Genomic DNA, 18702 nt, shown 5'->3' with positions numbered 1-18702 from the left:
TTTCCCCCACCCGGCCGGCAACGGCCTTCATTCCCGCAAGCACAAACAGGAGACAACATGGACGCCCCCACCCGAACCACCGCCCCGATCCCCATCTACACCCATCCCAGCGGCAACCCCGTGGGCAAGCCGGACACGCCGTACCTGCTGAACTGCTGGTACGTCGCGGCGATGTCGCGCGAGCTGGGCGCCGAAGCCATGCTCACACGCCAGTTGCTCGACACCTCGGTGCTGATGTACCGCAAGGCCGACGGCACGCCCGTCGCCATGCACGACCGCTGCCCGCACCGCTTCGTGCCCCTCTCGATGGGCGAGCGCCAGGGGGACGACGTGGTGTGCAAGTACCACGCACTGCGCTTCGACTGCAGCGGCCAATGCACGCACAACCCGCACGGCACCGGGCGCATTCCCGCTGCCGCCAAGGTCCGCACCTTCCCGCTGCTGGAGAAGTACGGGTTCGTCTGGATCTGGATGGGCGACGAGCCGGCCGACACGGCGAAACTGCCCGACTTCTCGGCGCTCGACAACGGCCCGGCCTCCGGCGTGGCGCACACCTACATGCCGATGAAGGCGCATTACGAGCTGATCGTGGACAACGTGATGGACCTGAGCCACATCGACCACGTGCACGGCGAGATCATCACCACGCGCGGCCAGCTCTCGCCGTTGATCCCGCCGGTCAAGGAAGAGAACGACACCGTCAACGCGCGCTGGGAATGGCGCCAGACCCCCGCAATGATGATATTCGCCAACTTTCTGCCCGACCCGGCGGCCGAGGCGCGCGGCTTCTTCGACATCACCTGGAGCGCGCCGGCCAACATCCAGTTGAGCGTGGGCGCAATCCAGGGCGAAGGCCAGCTCGACCTGAACGACACCGTGGGGCAGTACGACCTGCACACCTGCACACCCGCCAGCGCCACCGAAACCCACTACTTCTTTGCCACACGGCGCAACCACATCGTGGACGACGGCGAGTACAACCAGATGAAGATCGAGGCCATGCACAACGCCTTCGTCACCGAGGACGGCCCGATCATCGAAGCCGTGCAGAAGGAGATGAACACGAGCGACTTCTTCTCGCTCAACCCGGTGCTGATGAGCAACGACGCGGCGCCCGTGCGGGTGAGGCGCCTGCTGGCCCGGCTGATCGCCCAGCAGAGACGCGGCTGAGCGCTGGGTCAGTAGCCGCCGCTGGCCTGGGGCCGGGCGGCGACCGCGCCGTCCGGCAGAAAGCGCTGGCGCAGGCCGCTCGCCGCCTTCACCAGCAGCGTCGTGTCCACCCCCACCGCCACGAACAACGCGCCCGCGTCCAGGTACTGCTGCGCCAGTGCCGGGTCGGTGGCGAGGATGCCGGCGGCCTTGCCGGCGGCGCGCACGGTGGCGATGCCGTCGAGGATGACCTTCTGCACCTCGGGGTGGCCGGGCTGGCCGCGGTAGCCCATGCTGGCCGACAGATCGGCCGGGCCGAAGAACACGCCGTCCACGCCTTCGGTTTCGGCGATGGCTTGGAGGTTGTTCACCGCGGTCACGGTCTCGGCCTGCACCAGCAGGCACATCTGGCCGTTGGCCTGGTTGAGGTAGTCGTCCACCTGGTTCCAGCGCGAGGCGCGCGCCAGCGCCGCGCCCATGCCGCGGATGCCTTCGGGCGGGTAGCGCATGGCCTGGACCATGAGCGCGGCCTGCTCGGCGGTGTCGATCATCGGGATCAGCAGGGTCTGTGCGCCGATGTCGAGGTACTGCTTGACGAGGGCCACGTCGGCCTGCACCGCGCGCACGACGGCGTGGGTCTTGGTGTAAGGGGCGACCGCGCGCAGCTGGTCGAGCGCGGTGCGCGGGTCGTTGGGCGCGTGTTCACCGTCGATGAGCAGCCAGTCGAAGCCGCAGCCGGCCAGGGCCTCGGCCACATCGGGCGAGGCGAAGCCGACCCAGCAGCCGATCTGCGGCTTGCCGGCTTTCAGGGCATCGCGGAAGGTGTTCTGGGGGGTCTTCATTGCGGTGTCTTCGTCGGTTCTGGGTAGAGGCCGCGCATCTGGCCCATCAATCTGGTGAGGCCCATGAGCGCGTCCATGTTGGGCGTGGCTTCGCCCAGGTGCCGCCCGATCTCGCGCACGGCGCCCACCAGCGCGTCGAGTTCGATGGGGCGGCCGGCTTCCACGTCCTGCAGCATCGAGGTCTTGAACGAGCCGAGCTTGCGCGTGACAGCGTGGCGGTCTTCGGGGTTCTGGTCGATGGGGATGCCGATGCGCGCGCCGATGGCCTGCGCCTCGCGCATCACGGCGCTGCAGAAGCCGCGCACGAGTTCGTCGTCCAGGATGCGGTCGCAGGGCGCACCGGTGATGGCCGAGACCGGGTTCATGGTCATGTTGCCCCAGAGCTTGAACCAGATGTCGCGCTGGATGCGCTCGGACACGGTGACGCCGAAACCGGCCTGCGTGAGCAGTTCGCCCAGCGCCTGCACACGGGCAGATGTTCCGCCCGCGGGCTCGCCGAGGATGAGCTGGTTGTTCTTGATGCGCTCGATGCGCGCCGGCTGGGGCGCGGTGGCGCTGGCGTGCACCACGCAGCCGATGACCTGCGCCGTGGGGATGTGCTGCGCCGTCAGGCCCAGCGGGTCCACCGCCTTGAGCTGCAGGCCCGCGGCTTCGCCCGGCAGACCGTCGAAGAACCACCAGGGCACACCGTTCATGGCGACCAGGACCACGGTGTGCGGGCTCATGAGCGCGCGCACGGCGGGTGCGACCTGCGGCATGGCCGGGCCTTTGACGGAGACGATCACCAGGTCCTGCACGCCCAGGCTCGCCGCGTCGTCGCTGGCGTTGACCGCCACGCTGTGTTCGGCGCCGTCGGCATCGACCCACACCAGGCCGCGCTCGCGCAGGGCGCGCAGGGTCTCGCCGCGCGCCACGGCCGAGAGCTGGATCTGACCGGCCGGCAGGCGCGAACCGAGCCAGCCGGCGAACAGGCCGCCGATGGCGCCGACGCCGACGATGGCGACCTTCTTGAAGCTGGGCGAATCACTCATGCGCGGTACCCCGGGTCGATGCGGTCGATCAGCCGCTGCATGGCGGCAAAGGAGTCTTCGCCGGCGCCGTATTTCGGGTTGAAGTTGAGGGAATCGCGCACGCAGCCTTCGAGCACCGGCACCGGAATCTGCCGCAGCTGGCCGAGCGTGGCCGAGGCCACCTGGATCTCGCAGGCGCGCTGCACCAGCCACATCAGGTTGAACGCCTGCGGCAGCGTGTGGCCGATGACCACCGGACCGTGGTTGCGCAGCAGCAGCACGCGTTTGCCATTGGCTGAAGCGAGGATGCGCGCGCCCTCTTCGCGGTGCACCGTGATGCCCTCGAAGTCGTGGTACGCCACCTGGCCGTACAGCTGCGCAGCGTAGAAGTTGGTGTAGCTCAGGCCCTCTTCGCTGCAGCACACGGCCATGGTCGGTGTGGTGTGCACGTGCATCACGCAGTGCGCGTCGGGCAGGGTGGCGTGGATGGCGCCGTGGAAGGTGAAGCCGGCCGGGTTGATGGGCCAGTCGTCGTTGCCGATGATGTGGCCGTCCACATCGACCTTGACCAGGTTGGACGCGGTGACTTCGGTGTAGTGCAGGCCGAAGGGGTTGATGAGGAAGTGGTCGTCCGGCCCCGGCACGCGCAGCGAGATGTGGTTGTAGATCAGCTCGGCCCAGCCCAGGTGGGCAAAGATGCGGTAGCAGGCGGCCAGCTGCACGCGCGCCTGCCATTCGGCGTCGCTGAAGCGGGCGGGTTTGAGGAAAGCGTCGGCCATGGTGTCTCCTTTGGTCGATCAGATGAACTTGAACTTGAGGCAGCCCAGCGGGCCGTAGTCGGCCTCGAACAGGTCGCCCGCCTTGGCCGCCACGGGCCGCGTGAAGCTGCCGGCGAGCACGATCTCGCCGGCCTGCAGCGTCTCGCCCCAGGGCGCGAGCTTGTTGGCCAGCCAGGCGATGCCGATGGCGGGGTCGCCCTGCACGCCGGCGGCCAGGCCCGTCTCTTCGACCGCGCCGTTCTGCCGCAGGATGGCGCCGCACCAGGGGCGGTTGGTGGTGTGCGGGTCGGCACGGAAGGCCGGGTCGCCCGCGCCAATCACGATGCCGGCGTTGGCCGCGTTGTCGCTGATGGTGTCGTAGACCTTGCGCATCACCTTGGTGTGGCGGTCGAACTGCTCGATGCGCGCGTCGATGATCTCGATGGCGGGCGTGATGTAGTCCGTCGCGGCCAGCACCTCTTCCACCGTCACGTTCGGACCGGCCAGCGGTGCCTTGAGCACGAAGGCCAGTTCGACCTCGACGCGCGACGCGATGAAGTTCTTCACCGGAATCTCCAGCACCTCGCCGGCCTGGGCCACATAGAGCATGTCGTCGAGCAGGGTGCCGTAGTCGGGCTCGTCGATCTGGCTGCTGATCTGCATGGCGCGGCTGGTCAGGCCGATCTTGTGGCCGATGACCTTTTTGCCGGCGGCCTTCTCCAGATCCACCCAGGCGCGGCCGATGCGGTAGCCGTCTTCGATGGTCATGCCGGGGTGGCGCTTGGAGAAGTGCTCGACCTGCGTGCGGGTCTGCTGGGCGCGTTGCAGCTCGGCGGCGAGCTGCTGAACGAGGGCGTCGTCGAACATGGTTTATGGCTTGTTGAAAAGCGGGTGCAAGGAACTGTTCTTGGCGTCGAAGACCTCGTGGCCTTCGTCGACCTGCACGGTGATGCCGATGGGGCGCTTCGCCAGCTGTTCGGCAAAGCGCTCCTTGACCACCGCGTTGAGCGCCTCGCCCACGCGCTGGTGCACCACCGGGGTGCGGCCCATGGCCATGCGCAGGTTCATGTAGATGAAGGCGTAGTCGCCACCCAGGCCCGCGGAAATGCCGGCCGCGCCGCCATCGGACACGGCACTGTGCGCGGCCGGGTAGGCCAGCACACGCGTGCCGCCGGTGGGGAAGACCTGTTTGCCCAGTTCGTCGCGCACGGCGAGCATGGCGTCGGCCAGTGCACGGCACAGGCCACTCATGTCGACGCCGCCCTGCGAGGCGGGCTTGTCGAGGTTGGGGGTGTAGAGGATGACGAGGTGGGGCATGGGGTGCTCCGGTTCACAGGCGCGTGGCCACGGTGGAGAAGCCGTCGGCGCGCGAGGCCACGGGCGGCGGGATGGCCGATCCGCTGACCGGCAGCACCGGGAACAGCGCGTTGATCTGGCCGGTGCCGCTGGCGCCGAAATACGGCGTGACGATCTCGGCCTGGCCGGTGTATTCGCTCCAGCCCAGCACGCCCAGCATCATGGCCGTGTCGTGCATGAAGCCTTCGCCGTGGCCTTTGGCGGCGTACTCGGGCAGCATCTCGCAGAAGTCCTTCCACTCGCCGGCCTTCCACATGCGCACCACTTCGTCGTCCAGGTGCTGCAGGAAAGGGCTCCAGACCTTGAACGCGAATTCGGGCGCCAGGCCGTTCTGCGCGAAGCGGTGGCTGAGCGAGCCGCTGGCGAGGAATGCGACGGTGCCGTCGTAGTGGCCTTCGACCGCCTTGCGCATGGCCCAGCCCAGGCGCGCGCTGTCGTTGAGGTAGTGCGAGGTGCACAGCGCCGAGACCGAGACGGCCTTGAAGTGCTGGTCAGCATTCATGTAGCGCATGGGCACGAGGGTGCCGTACTCGGGCTGCAGCGTGGTGGCGTGGTGGGCCAGGGTCTCGACGCCGTGTTCGTTGGCCACTTTCGCCAGCAGCTGGCCCAGCGCAGGGTTGCCGGGGATGGCGTAGCCCATGTTGCTGATGAAGTGGGGCAGCTCGTTGCTGGTGTAGGTGCCCTGCCAATGCTCGGCGCAGTTGAGGTGGTAGGTGGCGTTGACGAGCCAGTGGGTGTCGAAGACGACGATGGTGTCTACGCCCAGTTCCTTGCAGCGGCGTGCGATTTCCTTGTGGCCGTCGATGGCGTCCTGGCGAGTGCCTTTGCGGGGGCCGTCGATTTCGCTGAGGTACATCGAGGGGACGTGGGTGATCTTGCCGACCAGTGCTACTTTGCCCATTTGGCTTGTCTCCTGTTTTGTGCGTTGTCTTGTCTGACGTTTGTGGTGGAAGGTGAGGTGGGTGGTGTACCTCCGCTCATGTCCCCCGGTCTGCGCTGCGCGCAGCCCTCCTCCTTTACTTCGCTGCGGCACACCACCCACCTCGCCTTCTCTCGCTGCGCATCGGCGCTCGAACCAGGGAGCGCCAACATCGTTTTTGGATCGGCGAGTCTGGGTACTCGGCGCAGCGAAGTAAAGGAGGAGAAACGGGCAAAGCCCGTTTCGGGGGACATGAGCGGAGCCGGGTACCCGGGATCGCCGATCACGCCCAGGTAGTCGAGCGAAACAGAAGAAGAGAGCAAATCAAACACCCCAATGAGGAATGTGGTGCGAACCCATGGACACCGCGACGTTCTTGGGCTCCAGGAAGACCTCGTAACTCCAGGTCCCGCCCTCGCGACCGGTCCCAGACGCCTTGGTGCCGCCGAAGGGCTGCCGCAGGTCCCGCACGTTCTGCGAGTTCACGAAACACATGCCCGCCTCGATCGAGGCCGCCACACGGTGCGCCTTGCCGATGTTCTCCGTCCAGACATAGCTCGACAGCCCGTACTGGATGTCGTTGGCGATGCGGATCGCGTCCGCCTCGTCCTTGAACGGAATCAGGCAGGCCACGGGGCCGAAGATCTCGTCCTGCGCAATCTTCATGCGGTTGTCCACGTCGGCGAACACCGTCGGCCAGACGTAGTTGCCGCCCGCCACATGCGACGGCAGCTCGGCGGCATACGAAGGACGGTCCAGCCCGCCGCACAGCATCGTCGCGCCCTCCTTCGGACCCAGCTCAATGTAACTGCGCACCTTGGCCAGGTGCGCCTTGCTGATCATCGGGCCGATGGTGGTCTTCTCATCCAGCGGGTCGCCCACCACGATGCGCTTGGCGCGCTCGGTGAACTTCGCCACGAAGTCGGCGTAGATGCTCTGCTGCACCAGGATGCGCGAGCCGGCCGTGCAGCGCTCGCCGTTGTTGCTGAAGATCATGAAAACGGCCGCATCGAGCGCGCGGTCCAGATCTGCGTCGTCGAAGATCACGAAAGGACTCTTGCCGCCCAGTTCCATGCTGAACTTCTTAAGGCCCGCGGTCTTCACGATGCGGTTGCCGGTGGCGGTGGACCCGGTGAAGCTGATCGCGCGCACGTCGGGGTGGGCGCACAGCGGCTCGCCGGTTTCCTTGCCGAAGCCGTGCACCACGTTGAGCACGCCGGCCGGGATGCCGGCTTCCAGGGCCAGCTCGCCCAGGCGCGCTGCGGTCAGGGGCGACAGCTCGCTCATCTTGAGCACCGCCGTGTTGCCGAACGCCAGGCACGGCGCGACCTTCCAGGTGGCGGTCATGAAAGGCACGTTCCAGGGCGAGATCAGTGCGCACACGCCCACCGGGTGGAACAGCGTGTAGTTCAGGTGCGTGGGCGTGGGGTAGGTGTGGCCGTCGGTGCGGGTGCACATCTCGGCGAAGTAGTAGAAGTTGTCCGAGGCGCGCGGAATCAGCTGCTTGCCGGTCTGCGCGATCACCTGACCGGTGTCCTGTGTTTCGGTGTTCGCAATCTCGGGCACGTGTTTCGCGATCAGGTCGCCCAGGGCGCGCACCTTCTTCGCGCGCTCGGTGGCCGGCAGGCCGGCCCAGGCGGGAAAGGCATCCTTGGCGGCCTGGACGGCGGCATTCACTTCGGCCTCGGTGCCCGAAGCCACCTCGGCCAGCACGCCCTGCGTGGCCGGGTTGATCGTTTCAAAGTAGTCGGTGCCGGCAACGGTCTTGCCGTTGATGAGGTGGTTGATGCGTTGCGTCATGCCTTGCTTTCGGAAGTGATGGTGTTCGTGAGGGCGCCGATACCGTCGATCTCGGTGACGATCACGTCGCCGGGCTGGCAGTCGACGACGCCGTCGGGCGTGCCGGTGAGGATGAGGTCGCCGGGCATCAGGGTCATGAAGGCACTGAAGTACTCGATGAGCGTGGCGACGTCGAAGATCATGTCCTTCGTGTGGCCCTGCTGCGTGACCTTGCCGTTGACGGTGGTGCGCAGCGCGAGGTTTTGCGGCCCGCCCAGCTGTTCGTGCACATCGGCCGCGTCCACCAGCCAGGGGCCCAGCGGCGTGCAGGTGTCGCGGTTCTTGACCTTGAGGTTGGGGCGGTACCAGTTCTCCAGGTAGTCGCGGATCGCGTAGTCGTTGGCGACCGTGTAGCCGGCGACGTAGTGCAAGGCGTCGGCCTTCTTCACACGCTTCGCAGGCTGGCCGATGACCACCGCGAGTTCGCATTCGTAGTGCATGAAGTTCACGCCGTCGGGCCGCACGGTGAAGGCCTTGTGTCCCGTCAGCGAGGCTTCGCCCTTGACGAAGGCCAGCGGTTCTTCGGGCGCCCTGAAGGCCAGTTCTTTCGCGTGGTCGGCGTAGTTCAGGCCCAGGGCCAGCACGGTGCGCGGGCGGTTGATGGGGGCGAGCGGCGGCAGCCAGACCACCTCGTCGAAGCCGACGCGGCGACCTTTGAAGGCGGGTGTCTGGAGTTCAAGCTGGCCGTCAACTTCAACAGCGTCGTGGACCGCGCCGGCCCAGGCGATGCGGGCGTGCTTCATACGGCCTCCTGCACGAAGTGGTTGACCAGCGGCGCGAAGCCGGTGGCGGTGATCTCGACCGAGTCGCCGGCCTTGGCGCGCGGCCGCGTGCCGTCGTCCAGGCAGTCGGTGCCGACCATCAGCACGTCGCCCGGCCGCATGCTCTGGAAGGCATTGACATCGGCCCAGAGCGTGGCCGCGTCGCGCACCAGGTCGGCGAGCGTCGTGCGCTGGCGCATCACACCGTCCACGCGCAGCTCCAGCACCAGCGACGAGAGTTCGGCCAGCGAGGCCACAGACCGCAGTGCATCGCCGACGCCGAGAAAACCGTCCACGCAACGGAACTTCACCGGCGGGCGGTAGTAGCTCTCGTGCGGAATCGCCACGTCGTTGAACAGCACGGCGCCGGCCACGCGGCCGCCCTCGCCCGCCACCAGCCCCAGGCTGGCCGCGACCTCGACCTCGCTCACGCCCTTGGGCAGGGCGATGGCCTGGCCGCTGCGGGTGAAGGTGTTGGCGGTCTTGATGTAGAGCACCGGTGCGTTCGGCGGCGCCTGGTACGGCGCCTCGTGCATGCGCGGCGCCCACAGCGCGTGTTCGCGCCGGAAGTTCAGCAGCGTGCCGTAGACGGTGCCGCCGGGCAGGTAGGGGTTGGGGTTCATGGGGTCACTCCTCGATGTCGTCGACCTCGACGCCGCCCGGCGCCTCCAGCGCGATCACGTCGTCCAGCAGGTCGTAGAGCTGTGCCAGACGCTGCGGGCCGAGCTGCGCTTCCATCCACTGGTAGTGCGACTCGATGGTCAACGACAGCTTGCGCACCAGCTTCAGGCCCGCAGGCGTGGCGCGCACCACGGTGCGGCGCGCGTCCTGCGGACAGCGGTTGCGGGCGATCAGGCCGTCGCGCTCCATGCGGTTGAGCACACCCGTCAGGCTGGGGCCGAGCAGCAGCGCCTCGCGCGCCACGCGGCCGGTCTCCACGCCGGCCGGGTCGCGCGCGTGTTCGCCCAGCACGCGCAGCACGCGCCACTGCTGGTCCGACAGGCCGTGCTCGCGCAGGCTCGGGCGGGTGTGCTGCATGACCGCCTCGCGCGCCTCCAGCAGCAGGCGCGGGAGGTTGCGGTGGACAAAAGAAAGGGTGCTGTCGTCGGTGGCCATGGGTTTGTGCGATTTATTTAATATGTTAAATGTTTTTCCGACCTTCTCGAAACAGGGGTTAACCCTCACCCCCGGGGACCGACCGACAATCGCGGCATGAACTCGCTCGCCCAACGCCTGAACGTCGATCGCCTGCTGCTGCAGGCGCCCATGGCCGGTTCGCAGGGTTCGGCCCTGGCGCTGGCGGTCTGCCAGGCCGGCGGCATCGGCGCCCTGCCCGCCGCCCTGCTCACGCCCGAGGCGCTGGTGCAAGAGCTGACCACCCTCTCGCAAGGCACCTCCCGGCCCTGGAACGTCAACTTCTTCTGCCACACGCCGCCCGCACCCGACACGGCGCGCGAGGCCCGCTGGCGCGAGGCGCTGGCACCGTTCTACGCCGAGGCCGGGCTGGACATCGCCGCCGTGCCGGCCGGCGCGGGGCGCGTGCCCTTCAGCCACGCGGTGGCCGACCTCGTCGAGCCGTTCCGGCCGCCCATCGTGAGCTTTCACTTCGGCCTGCCAGCGTCCGACCTGCTGGCGCGCGTGAAGGGCTGGGGCAGCGTGGTGCTGTCGTCGGCGACGACGGTGGACGAGGCGCTGTGGCTCGAAGCCCAAGGCGTCGATGCCGTGATCGCGCAGGGTTCTGAGGCGGGCGGCCATAGAGGCATGTTCCTGACCAACGACCTCACAACCCAGGTCGGCACCTTCGCCCTGCTGCCGCAGATCGTGGCCACCGTGCAGGTGCCGGTGATCGCAGCGGGTGGCATCGCCGATGCAGCCGGGGTGCGCGCCGCGCTGGCGCTGGGTGCGGCCGGCGTGCAGGTGGGCACGGCCTACCTGTGCAGCGACGAGGCCCTGACCTCCCCCATCCACCGCGCCGCACTGCAGAGCGAAACGGCGCGCCACACGGCATTGACCACGCTGTTCAGCGGCCGGCCGGCGCGCGGCATCGTCAACCGGGTGATGCGCGAGCTGGGGCCACTCAGCCCGGCGGCGCCCGCCTTTCCCACTGCCACCGCCGCCATCGCGCCGCTGCGCGCGCATTTTGAAAAGCAGGGCAGCGGCGACTTCTCCCCCCTGTGGAGCGGCCAGAACGCCAGCGGTTGCCGCAGCGCGTCGGCGGCCGAGATCACCCGCGATCTGCTGAAAGGCTTCTGAACATGTTCGTCGTGATCTTCCGCGCCAAGGCCCGCGACCTGGACGCCGAGTACAGCGCCATGGCCGCGCAGATGCGCCAGCTCGCGCTGACGCAGTTCGGCTGCCTGGACTTCACCGCCGTCACCGAGGGCGACCAGGAGATCGCCCTGTCCTACTGGCCCGACGAGGCCAGCATCCGCGCCTGGAAGCAGCACACCGACCACCTGATGGCGCAGAAGCTGGGCCGCGAGCGCTGGTACGCCAGCTACTCGGTCGAGGTGGCCGAGGTCACACGGCGCTACAGCCACCCCGCACAAACTCAGAAGTAGTCGTCCGGGTCGCGGTCCGCCCGCACCGGGCGCGGCGCTTCGCGCTGGCGATTGAGCCAGCGCTTGAGCGCCGCCACGTGCTGTGCCGCGGCCAGATCCTGCTCCAGCTGCGCCACCAGTGCTTCCAGCCCCGCCACCTGCGACAGCAGCGCCTGCCTGAGCGTGTTCGGGTTGGCCACCTGGCCGGGCGGCAGCTCGAACTCGGTCGCCAGCTGCCCCTGCCGCGCTGCGCGTTCGCGCTCCAGCCCGGCCACCTGCTGCTTGAGCAACAGCGTCAGCGCGGCCAGCCGGTCGTCCGCCAGGCGGGAGACGGCGGCCGGGTCGGCCAGCTCGGCGCGCAGCTGGATCTGCATCAGCGTCACCAGGTCCTTGCGCGCGTAGGAGGTGTTGGCCTCGCTCATCAGCGCGGTCTTGCGCACCCGTTCGGTTTCGTCGGGCTCGCGGTCGGGGTGCAGGGCGCTGGCCAGCTGGCGGAACAGGGTGCGCAGCTGGGTGTCGGCGTCGGCCGCTTGCGCCTCTGCTTCGGCGGGCCGGCTGCCCGCCTTCTGCCGGGCCTTGCGCGCCTGCGCCTTGGCCTGGCGGCGCGCCTGTTCTTCGTCGCGTGCCGCCCGCAGCCGCGCCATGCCGGCGCGCACCAGCTCGTCCATCGAGAGGTCTTCATCCCCGCGGCCCAGCGGCTCACCCAGCGCGGCCTCCAGACGGGCGCGCATCGCGTCGGCTGCGGCCTGTTTCTTCTGCGCCAGGGTCTGGCGGCTGTGCCGGTCGTGCAGCGCGACCATGTCCGCCTCGCCCTCCTCGGCCAGCGCCTGTGCCAGTGCGCACAGCGCCTCGGTCGCCGTCTCCTGCTGCAGGCGGCTGAGCGCCTTGCCCTGCAGATGCCCCTCCAGCGCCAGGGCGAGCGCACGCATCTGCCGACGCCGCTGCTGCTGCAGGGGCGTGAGCCAGCGGTGCCGCTCGGCCCGGTGCGCACGACCCAGGGCGTCCAGCTCGTCCAGCTGCGCGCGCAGCTTGTCGACGCGGGTCAGCTGCAGGTTGAAGGCACGGGCCGCGGCCGACAGCGGCTGCTCGCCAGGGGCCAGGGCCTGCAGGGCGGCGGCGGGGACGATGCGGTTCGAAGTCGCGGAGCGGGCAGAGGACACGGCGGTGAGGTGCGGAGGGACCGGGCATGGACCGGCCCGTCGGAGTGTCGACTATATTGCCGGCCACATGGCCAAAGAAAAGACGATCTACACCTGCAACGAATGCGGTGGCACCAGCCCGCGCTGGCTGGGCAAATGCCCGCACTGCAACGCCTGGAACACGCTGATCGAGTCGGTCGCCGAATCCGGCGCCCCCACCAGGAACCGCTTCGCCGCCCTGGCCAAGACGGCCGAGGTGACCACCCTGGCCGACATCGAGGCCACCGACGTGCAGCGCACACCCACCGGCCACGACGAGCTGGACCGCGTACTGGGCGGTGGCGTGGTCGAAGGCGGCGTGGTGCTGATCGGCGGCGACCCGGGCATCGGCAAGTCGACGCTGTTGTTGCAGGCGCTGGACGCGCTGCAGCGCGCCGGCCAGAAGACGCTCTACGTCACCGGCGAAGAGTCGGGCGCCCAGGTCGCGCTGCGCTCGCGCCGGCTCGGGCTGGACGGTTCGCAGGTCCAGGTGCTGGCCGAGATCCAGCTGGAGAAGATCCTGGCCACACTGTCTGCGCACCATCCCGCCATCGCGGTGATCGATTCGATCCAGACCGTGTATTCCGAACAGCTCACCAGCGCGCCGGGTTCGGTGGCGCAGGTGCGCGAATGCGCCGCCCACCTCACCCGCGCGGCCAAGGCCTCGGGCACGGCCATCGTGCTGGTGGGCCACGTGACCAAGGAAGGCGCGCTGGCCGGCCCGCGCGTACTGGAACACATGGTCGACACGGTGCTGTATTTCGAGGGCGACACACACTCGAGCTTCCGACTGATCCGCGCGATCAAGAACCGCTTCGGTGCGGTGAACGAGATCGGCGTGTTCGCGATGACGGAAAAGGGCCTCAAAGGCGTGAGCAACCCGAGCGCGATCTTTCTCTCGCAACATTCGGAACCCGTGCCCGGCAGCTGTGTGATGGTGACGCTGGAAGGCACGCGGCCCATGCTGGTGGAGATCCAGGCGCTGGTGGACAGCGGCGGCCCCTCGCCGCGGCGCCTGTCGGTCGGCCTGGACCGCGACCGCCTGGCCATGCTGCTGGCCGTGCTGCACCGCCACGCGGGCGTGGCCTGCATGGACCAGGACGTGTTCGTCAACGCGGTGGGCGGCGTGCGCATCAGCGAGCCGGCGGCCGACCTGGCCGTCATGCTGGCCATCACCAGCAGCCTGCGCGGCCGCGCCCTGCCCAAAGGCTTCATCGCCTTCGGCGAGGTCGGCCTGGCCGGCGAGGTGCGCCCCGCGCCACGCGGCCAGGAGCGCCTGAAGGAAGCGGCCAAGCTGGGCTTCTCCGTCGCGGTCGTGCCCAAGGCGAATGCACCGAAGAAGAACGACAAGGCCTTTGAAGGTCTGACCATCCACGGCGTGGACCGCATCGAAGAGGCCATGGAGCTCGCACGCAGCCTGGCCTGACGGGGTGATCTACGCAGATTCCGCAGTGGCCTCATGCACCGCTGCCCCGACAATCTCGCCATGAACTTCCAGCGCATCGCCGTCCCCCTGCTCGTCATCGGTCTGCTCGTCTTCGCCGGGCGCCAGTACGGCTGGGCGGGCGTGGCCGCCGTCGGCGGGGGCCTGGTGATGTGGCTGCTGCTGCACTGGACTCGGATGATGACGGTGATGAAGCGCGCCGCCCACCGGCCCATCGGCTGGGTCGCCAGTGCGGTCATGCTCAACGCCAAGCTCAAGCCGGGTGTGAACCTGATGCACGTGATCGCCATGACCCGTTCGCTGGGAGAGCGCCTCAGTGCCGAGGGCGAACAGCCCGAGCGCTACCGCTGGACCGACAACGGCGGCTCCACCGTCACCGTCACCCTGCAGGGTGGTCGCGTGACCGCCTGGGAACTGCAGCGTCCGCCAGCCGAGGCCTGAAAACAGGCGGTTCGGCGCCCGGGGCGGGCACCTAAAATGCGTGTTTCTGCGGCGCAAGACCGCACTTGAGACACCCCATTTTCAAAGGACCCCTCATGAGCCCCGTGATTCCCTCGATGTCCGACCGCGACGGCAAGATCTGGATGGACGGCCAGATGGTGGACTGGCGCGACGCCAAGGTCCACGTGCTGACCCACACGCTGCACTACGGTTGCGGCGCCTTCGAGGGCGTGCGCGCCTACAAGACGGCCGACGGCAGCACCGCCATCTTCCGACTGGAAGAACACACCGACCGCCTGTTCAACAGCGCCAAGATCCTGCGCATGGCCATCCCCTTCACCAAGGAACAGGTGAACGAGGCCCAGAAGGCCGTGGTGCGCGAGAACCAGCTGGAGAGCTGCTACCTGCGCCCGCTGACCTGGATCGGCGACAAGAAACTGGGCGTTTCTCCGAAGGGCAACACCATTCACCTGATGGTGGCGGCCTGGGCCTGGGGCGCCTACCTGGGTGAAGAGGGCATGAAGCGCGGCATCCGCGTCAAGACCAGCAGCTACACCCGCCACCACGTCAACATCACCATGACGCAGGCCAAGGCGGTGAGCAACTACACCAACTCCATCCTGGCCAACATGGAAGTGACCGATGAGGGCTACGACGAGGCCCTGCTGCTGGACAGCTCGGGCTTCGTGTCCGAAGGCGCGGGCGAGAACATCTTCGTGGTCAAGAACGGCGTGATCTACACGCCCGACCTGTCGGCCGGAGCGCTCAACGGCATCACGCGCAACACCATCTTCCACATCGCCAAGGACCTGGGTCTGGAGATCGTGCAGAAGCGCATCACGCGCGACGAGGTCTACATCGCCGACGAGGCCTTCTTCACCGGCACCGCCGCCGAGGTGACGCCCATCCGCGAGCTCGACCGCATCACCCTGGGCGAAGGCAGCCGCGGCCCGGTTACCGAAAAGATCCAGTCGGCCTTCTTCGACATCGTGGGTGGCCGCAATCCCAAGTACGCGCACTGGCTCACCAAGGTCTGAGGAACATCCCATGAGCACTTCGTCCAAGATCGAACTGGCCGCCAAGGACCTGAACCCGCAGGGCGGCGTGTTCTGTCCCAACCCCAAGGCCGACATGAAGCTCTGGAACAGCCACCCCAGGGTGTACCTGGACGTGGCCAAGACCGGTGAAGCCCGCTGCCCCTATTGCGGCACGGTGTACGCCCTCAAGGCCGGCGAAGCGGTGGCGCACGGACATTGAACATGGGGACGGTGGGCAGCGTCGAGGTGGTGGTCTCGACCTACAACCACCCCCGTGCGCTGGACCTGGTGCTGCACGCGCTGCTGCGGCAGAGCCAGCCGGACTTCCGGATCTGCATCGCCGACGACGGTTCGGGGCCGCAGACCGCCGAACTCATCGCGGCGTGGCAGCAACGCCTGGGTCCCCGGTTGCGCCACATCTGGCAGGCAGACCGCGGCTTTCGCAAGAACCGCATCCTCAACAAAGCCATCGCCAGTTCGACCGCCGACTATTTGGTCTTCCTCGATGGCGACTGCCTGCCGTCCGAGCACTTCGTGGCGCGCCACCTCGCGCTGGCGCGACCCCGGCGCTTCTGCACCGGCGGGGTGATCCGGCTCACCCTGGCCGCCAGCGAGGCGGTGCAGGCACCAGGGGTCGACTCGGGCGAGGTCTTCACGCCGTCCTGGCTCGCCTCACACGACGCCCTGCGCAGCACCAGCGCCCGGCTCAAGGCGGGCCTCTACCCGCCCTGGGCCTCCCTCCTGGCTGAGCGCCTGACCACCGTGCGCCGCACCTGGAACGGCGGCAACAGTTCCACCGCGCGCATCAACCTGATCCGGGTGAACGGATTCGACGAGAACTTCGGCTACGGCGCCGAGGACATTGAACTGGGTTTCCGCCTCAACAACGCGGGCATCCGGGGGGTCCACCTGCGGTACACGGCACCCGTGCTGCACCTGGAACACCGGCGCGACTATGCCCACCCGGACGAACGCGTGCGCAACAAACAGGCGGCGCGCCAGGCGCTGCGGCAAGGCAAGACCACCACGACCCACGGCATCGTCGAGCTCTGACGATGCCCCGCGCACCGACCAAAAAAAAGCCACCTTGCGGTGGCTTTGAAAGTCCTTGGAAGGACGTCGTTGGGAGACCGGTGCGAGCGACGTTTTGGGTTTGGAATTGAGCCGTCACTCGCTTTGTTGTGACAGCAACCCGTTAATTGTGCGTTGCGGCACACCTTCCGACCATCCCCTGTTTGGGGGAGAACTGTGGACCTTTGTTGCAATTCGCTCAAAACTTGGGCGGCAAATCAGCACCAAATGCTGCCGAGCCCACAATACCGTGACAAACCGCACACCTGGGCAGCCAACAATATTTACACCCAGTTACAGAGGCAATTCGACGACAAAGCGTGCACCGCCCCCGGGGCGGTCTTCGCAGCGCACGCCGCCCAGGTGCCGCAGGGCGATCGACCGCACCAGCGACAACCCCAGACCCACCCCGCCCACGCTCTCGCTGGCGCCCGGCAACCGGTAGAACGGCTCGAAGATGCGCTCCCGCAGTTCGGGCGGAACGCCCGGCCCATGGTCCTCGACGCTCACCCGCACCAGGGTCTGGCCACCAGGCACCGTGATCCGGTCGATGCCCAGACGGGCCGGTTCGGCGGAGCCCCCCGCTTCCGGCCGGTGGCCGTAGCGCCGTGCGTTCTCCAGCAGGTTGCGCAGCAGTCGGCGCAGCAGCTTGGGGTACCCCTGCACCAGCACCGGCGAAATGCCTTCGGCCACGTCCAGGTCGGCGCCGGTGCGCGCGCACTCCTCGGCCGCCAGCCCCACCAGGTCGACCTCCTCGGTCGGGCCCAGCGCCGAGGCCTCGTTGGCATCACGCAGGTCCAGCCGGCTGGCCATCAGGATCTCGTCGATCAGCTGGTCCAGCTCGTCGATGTTGCGCGCGATTTCGGCCCGCTGCGGTGCCCGCGCCGGGTCGTTGCCCAGCAACTCCAGGCCGATGCGGATGCGGGCCAGCGGAGAACGCAGCTCGTGCGAGGCATTGGCCAGCAGGGTCTTGTGCGAGAGCATCAGGGTCTGCACACGCTCGGCCGCCGCGTTGAAGCGCTCGGCGAGGAAGGCCACCTCGTCCTGCCCGCTGACCGGCAGGCGGGCGCTGAGGTCGCCCTGCCCCCAGCGCTCAACGCCGCGCTGCAGCCGTTCCAGCCGCTGGGTCAGGCGCCGCACGATCGGGTAGGCGCCCAGCGCTACCGCCAGCCCAACCAGGCCCAGCAGCCAGGCAAAGCCAATCGGCGACTGCAGGCCGAACAGGCTGCGCCGCCCCGGCGCGGGGCTGCCGGGCTGCCGGTTCGGGCGCGGCAGCTGGATGTACAGCGTCTGGCCGTCCTTCATCTGCACCTGGAATTCCAGCCCCTGGCCAGGCACCCGCACCGCCTGGGCCGGCGCCGCACCGAGCACCTCGCCGGCGCCGTTGCGCAGCACGATCTCGCGCGCGATCCGCGCATCGCGCTCCTCGCGGTCGCGGTCCAGCGCCATCTGCCAGAGCCAGCCGACAACCAGGGTCAGCACCGCGACGGCGGCCACGATGGCCAGCCAGATGCGCAGGTACAGCTTCTGACCGAGCAGGCTTTTCATTCAGTCCTGCTGCTTGGCAAAGACATACCCCACCCCGCGCACCGTGAGGATGCGCTTGGGCTCCTTGCTGTCGGCCTCGATGGCGTTGCGGATGCGGCCGATGTGCACGTCGATGCTGCGGTCGAAGGCCTCAAGCTCGCGTCCGCGCACCGCCTCCATGATCTGGTCGCGCGTGAGCACGCGGCCGGCGCGTTCGGCCAGCGCCACCAGCAGATCGAACTGGTAGGAGGTCAGCTCGCAGGCCTTGCCCGCCACCTGCACCGTGCGCGCGTCGCGGTCGATCTCCAGCGAGCCGAAGCACAGCACCGGCGTGGCGCGCGTCGTGGCCGCGGCGGCGGTCGCCTCACCGCGGCGTCGCAGCACGGCGCGGATGCGCGCCAGCAGTTCGCGCGGCTCGAAGGGCTTGGGGAGGTAGTCGTCGGCGCCGAGTTCGAGGCCGATGATGCGGTCCATCGGGTCGCCCTTGGCCGTCAGCATCAGCACCGGGACGCGGGCGTTGCCATTGGGCAGGGCCCGGATGCGGCGGCAGACCTCCAGGCCGTCGATGCCCGGCATCATCAGGTCCAGGATCACCAGCTCGGGCTGCAGCAGCGGCAGCTGTTCCAGACCCTTTTCGCCGTCGGGAGCGTGGGTGACCTCGTAGCCGGACTGGGCCAGGTACTCGGTGACCATCTGCGCCAGGCGCGCATCGTCTTCGATCATCAGGAGGCGGGTGGGGGTCGGGGCGTTCATGCAGGCAGTTTATAGACCTGGACCATGCATGGTCTCCCATGCGCGTGAACCGTTTGTCTCGCTCACGTAAAGTTGCC

Annotated in this window: 21 protein-coding genes; 8 read left to right on the top strand and 13 right to left on the bottom strand. The window is 68.2% G+C overall.

From position 1 onward, the window contains the following. Positions 1 to 57: 57 nt before the first annotated feature. Positions 58 to 1170, top strand: a complete 1113-nt coding sequence (locus BC358_RS15435) for an aromatic ring-hydroxylating dioxygenase subunit alpha (protein WP_079366513.1) — start codon at positions 58 to 60, stop codon at positions 1168 to 1170. An 8-nt stretch (positions 1171 to 1178) separates the two neighbouring features. On the opposite strand, the gene hpaI is transcribed toward BC358_RS15435, so the two are convergent. The 10 genes from hpaI to hpaR all read right to left on the bottom strand — a co-directional run bounded on the left by hpaI (position 1179) and on the right by hpaR (position 9750). Continuing rightward, positions 1179 to 1991, bottom strand: a complete 813-nt coding sequence (hpaI, locus tag BC358_RS15430) for a 4-hydroxy-2-oxoheptanedioate aldolase (RefSeq protein ID WP_079366512.1) — start codon at positions 1989 to 1991, stop codon at positions 1179 to 1181. Then, entirely contained in the window at positions 1988 to 3022 is a 1035-nt protein-coding gene (locus BC358_RS15425) for a 2-dehydropantoate 2-reductase (protein WP_079366511.1), read from the bottom strand. Before BC358_RS15425 ends, hpaI begins: the two co-directional genes overlap by 4 nt. Continuing rightward, the gene (locus tag BC358_RS15420; protein WP_079366510.1) at positions 3019 to 3780 is read right to left on the bottom strand and encodes a class II aldolase/adducin family protein; all 762 of its coding nucleotides are present in this window, start codon (positions 3778 to 3780) and stop codon (positions 3019 to 3021) included. The genes BC358_RS15425 and BC358_RS15420 overlap by 4 nt, the downstream gene beginning before the upstream one ends. Positions 3781 to 3798: 18 nt before the next feature. Beyond that, positions 3799 to 4626: a 2-oxo-hept-4-ene-1,7-dioate hydratase gene (gene hpaH, locus BC358_RS15415; RefSeq protein ID WP_079366509.1), complete on the bottom strand. Its 828-nt coding sequence runs from the start codon at positions 4624 to 4626 to the stop codon at positions 3799 to 3801. A 3-nt stretch (positions 4627 to 4629) separates the two neighbouring features. Continuing rightward, positions 4630 to 5076, bottom strand: coding sequence for a 5-carboxymethyl-2-hydroxymuconate Delta-isomerase (locus BC358_RS15410; RefSeq protein ID WP_079366508.1), 447 nt, complete (start codon positions 5074 to 5076; stop codon positions 4630 to 4632). 13 nt (positions 5077 to 5089) lie between these two features. Further along, a complete protein-coding gene (hpaD, locus tag BC358_RS15405) occupies positions 5090 to 6016 on the bottom strand; it encodes a 3,4-dihydroxyphenylacetate 2,3-dioxygenase (protein ID WP_079366507.1) in 927 nt (308 codons plus the stop codon). 342 nt (positions 6017 to 6358) lie between these two features. Continuing rightward, positions 6359 to 7834, bottom strand: coding sequence for a 5-carboxymethyl-2-hydroxymuconate semialdehyde dehydrogenase (gene hpaE / locus BC358_RS15400; protein WP_079366506.1), 1476 nt, complete (start codon positions 7832 to 7834; stop codon positions 6359 to 6361). Further along, on the bottom strand, positions 7831 to 8616 hold the full coding sequence (locus tag BC358_RS15395) for a fumarylacetoacetate hydrolase family protein (RefSeq protein WP_079366505.1): 786 nt from the start codon (positions 8614 to 8616) through the stop codon (positions 7831 to 7833). Before BC358_RS15395 ends, hpaE begins: the two co-directional genes overlap by 4 nt. After that, on the bottom strand, positions 8613 to 9257 hold the full coding sequence (locus tag BC358_RS15390) for a fumarylacetoacetate hydrolase family protein (RefSeq protein WP_079366504.1): 645 nt from the start codon (positions 9255 to 9257) through the stop codon (positions 8613 to 8615). Before BC358_RS15390 ends, BC358_RS15395 begins: the two co-directional genes overlap by 4 nt. A gap of 4 nt (positions 9258 to 9261) precedes the next feature. Further along, entirely contained in the window at positions 9262 to 9750 is a 489-nt protein-coding gene (hpaR, locus tag BC358_RS15385) for a homoprotocatechuate degradation operon regulator HpaR (protein ID WP_079366503.1), read from the bottom strand. Positions 9751 to 9846: 96 nt separating this feature from the next. Here hpaR and BC358_RS15380 point away from each other — a divergent pair, with 96 nt between their 5' ends. Both BC358_RS15380 and BC358_RS15375 read left to right on the top strand, forming a co-directional pair. Continuing rightward, entirely contained in the window at positions 9847 to 10887 is a 1041-nt protein-coding gene (locus tag BC358_RS15380) for a nitronate monooxygenase family protein (protein ID WP_079366502.1), read from the top strand. Positions 10888 to 10889: 2 nt separating this feature from the next. Next, positions 10890 to 11195, top strand: a complete 306-nt coding sequence (locus tag BC358_RS15375) for an antibiotic biosynthesis monooxygenase (protein WP_079366501.1) — start codon at positions 10890 to 10892, stop codon at positions 11193 to 11195. On the opposite strand, the gene BC358_RS15370 is transcribed toward BC358_RS15375, so the two are convergent. Continuing rightward, on the bottom strand, positions 11186 to 12334 hold the full coding sequence (locus tag BC358_RS15370; RefSeq protein ID WP_079366500.1) for a hypothetical protein: 1149 nt from the start codon (positions 12332 to 12334) through the stop codon (positions 11186 to 11188). The genes BC358_RS15375 and BC358_RS15370 overlap by 10 nt on opposite strands. A 67-nt stretch (positions 12335 to 12401) precedes the next feature. On the opposite strand from BC358_RS15370, the gene radA reads away from it, so the two are divergent. The 5 genes from radA to BC358_RS15345 all read left to right on the top strand — a co-directional run bounded on the left by radA (position 12402) and on the right by BC358_RS15345 (position 16327). Then, positions 12402 to 13778: a DNA repair protein RadA gene (gene radA, locus BC358_RS15365; RefSeq protein ID WP_079366499.1), complete on the top strand. Its 1377-nt coding sequence runs from the start codon at positions 12402 to 12404 to the stop codon at positions 13776 to 13778. A gap of 60 nt (positions 13779 to 13838) precedes the next feature. Further along, positions 13839 to 14237: a glycerate kinase gene (locus tag BC358_RS15360; RefSeq protein ID WP_079366573.1), complete on the top strand. Its 399-nt coding sequence runs from the start codon at positions 13839 to 13841 to the stop codon at positions 14235 to 14237. A 95-nt stretch (positions 14238 to 14332) separates the two neighbouring features. Continuing rightward, on the top strand, positions 14333 to 15274 hold the full coding sequence (locus tag BC358_RS15355; RefSeq protein ID WP_079366498.1) for a branched-chain amino acid transaminase: 942 nt from the start codon (positions 14333 to 14335) through the stop codon (positions 15272 to 15274). A 10-nt stretch (positions 15275 to 15284) separates the two neighbouring features. Further along, complete coding sequence (locus tag BC358_RS15350) at positions 15285 to 15494, top strand: zinc-finger domain-containing protein (RefSeq protein ID WP_079366497.1); 210 nt, start codon at positions 15285 to 15287, stop codon at positions 15492 to 15494. Positions 15495 to 15496: 2 nt separating this feature from the next. Continuing rightward, positions 15497 to 16327: a glycosyltransferase gene (locus BC358_RS15345; protein WP_079366496.1), complete on the top strand. Its 831-nt coding sequence runs from the start codon at positions 15497 to 15499 to the stop codon at positions 16325 to 16327. A 312-nt stretch (positions 16328 to 16639) separates the two neighbouring features. On the opposite strand, the gene BC358_RS15340 is transcribed toward BC358_RS15345, so the two are convergent. Both BC358_RS15340 and BC358_RS15335 read right to left on the bottom strand, forming a co-directional pair. Then, positions 16640 to 17893: an ATP-binding protein gene (locus BC358_RS15340; RefSeq protein WP_079366495.1), complete on the bottom strand. Its 1254-nt coding sequence runs from the start codon at positions 17891 to 17893 to the stop codon at positions 16640 to 16642. Next, a complete protein-coding gene (locus tag BC358_RS15335) occupies positions 17894 to 18625 on the bottom strand; it encodes a response regulator transcription factor (protein WP_066159968.1) in 732 nt (243 codons plus the stop codon). Positions 18626 to 18702 lie beyond the last annotated feature (77 nt).

The organism is Hydrogenophaga sp. H7, assembly GCF_002025745.1.
Lineage (GTDB): Bacteria > Pseudomonadota > Gammaproteobacteria > Burkholderiales > Burkholderiaceae_C > Hydrogenophaga > Hydrogenophaga pseudoflava.
This window is presented reverse-complemented; position numbering and strand designations above follow the sequence as displayed.

Excerpts from the sequence above, each read along its gene's own strand:
- BC358_RS15435 (WP_079366513.1), top strand. The coding sequence starts at position 58 with ATGGACGCCCCCACCCGAACCACCGCCCCGATCCCCATCTACACCCAT.
- hpaI (WP_079366512.1), bottom strand. The coding sequence starts at position 1,991 with ATGAAGACCCCCCAGAACACCTTCCGCGATGCCCTGAAAGCCGGCAAG.
- BC358_RS15425 (WP_079366511.1), bottom strand. The coding sequence starts at position 3,022 with ATGAGTGATTCGCCCAGCTTCAAGAAGGTCGCCATCGTCGGCGTCGGC.
- BC358_RS15420 (WP_079366510.1), bottom strand. The coding sequence starts at position 3,780 with ATGGCCGACGCTTTCCTCAAACCCGCCCGCTTCAGCGACGCCGAATGG.
- hpaH (WP_079366509.1), bottom strand. The coding sequence starts at position 4,626 with ATGTTCGACGACGCCCTCGTTCAGCAGCTCGCCGCCGAGCTGCAACGC.
- BC358_RS15410 (WP_079366508.1), bottom strand. The coding sequence starts at position 5,076 with ATGCCCCACCTCGTCATCCTCTACACCCCCAACCTCGACAAGCCCGCC.
- hpaD (WP_079366507.1), bottom strand. The coding sequence starts at position 6,016 with ATGGGCAAAGTAGCACTGGTCGGCAAGATCACCCACGTCCCCTCGATG.
- hpaE (WP_079366506.1), bottom strand. The coding sequence starts at position 7,834 with ATGACGCAACGCATCAACCACCTCATCAACGGCAAGACCGTTGCCGGC.
- BC358_RS15395 (WP_079366505.1), bottom strand. The coding sequence starts at position 8,616 with ATGAAGCACGCCCGCATCGCCTGGGCCGGCGCGGTCCACGACGCTGTT.
- BC358_RS15390 (WP_079366504.1), bottom strand. The coding sequence starts at position 9,257 with ATGAACCCCAACCCCTACCTGCCCGGCGGCACCGTCTACGGCACGCTG.
- hpaR (WP_079366503.1), bottom strand. The coding sequence starts at position 9,750 with ATGGCCACCGACGACAGCACCCTTTCTTTTGTCCACCGCAACCTCCCG.
- BC358_RS15380 (WP_079366502.1), top strand. The coding sequence starts at position 9,847 with ATGAACTCGCTCGCCCAACGCCTGAACGTCGATCGCCTGCTGCTGCAG.
- BC358_RS15375 (WP_079366501.1), top strand. The coding sequence starts at position 10,890 with ATGTTCGTCGTGATCTTCCGCGCCAAGGCCCGCGACCTGGACGCCGAG.
- radA (WP_079366499.1), top strand. The coding sequence starts at position 12,402 with ATGGCCAAAGAAAAGACGATCTACACCTGCAACGAATGCGGTGGCACC.
- BC358_RS15360 (WP_079366573.1), top strand. The coding sequence starts at position 13,839 with ATGAACTTCCAGCGCATCGCCGTCCCCCTGCTCGTCATCGGTCTGCTC.
- BC358_RS15355 (WP_079366498.1), top strand. The coding sequence starts at position 14,333 with ATGAGCCCCGTGATTCCCTCGATGTCCGACCGCGACGGCAAGATCTGG.
- BC358_RS15350 (WP_079366497.1), top strand. The coding sequence starts at position 15,285 with ATGAGCACTTCGTCCAAGATCGAACTGGCCGCCAAGGACCTGAACCCG.
- BC358_RS15345 (WP_079366496.1), top strand. The coding sequence starts at position 15,497 with ATGGGGACGGTGGGCAGCGTCGAGGTGGTGGTCTCGACCTACAACCAC.
- BC358_RS15340 (WP_079366495.1), bottom strand. The coding sequence starts at position 17,893 with ATGAAAAGCCTGCTCGGTCAGAAGCTGTACCTGCGCATCTGGCTGGCC.
- BC358_RS15335 (WP_066159968.1), bottom strand. The coding sequence starts at position 18,625 with ATGAACGCCCCGACCCCCACCCGCCTCCTGATGATCGAAGACGATGCG.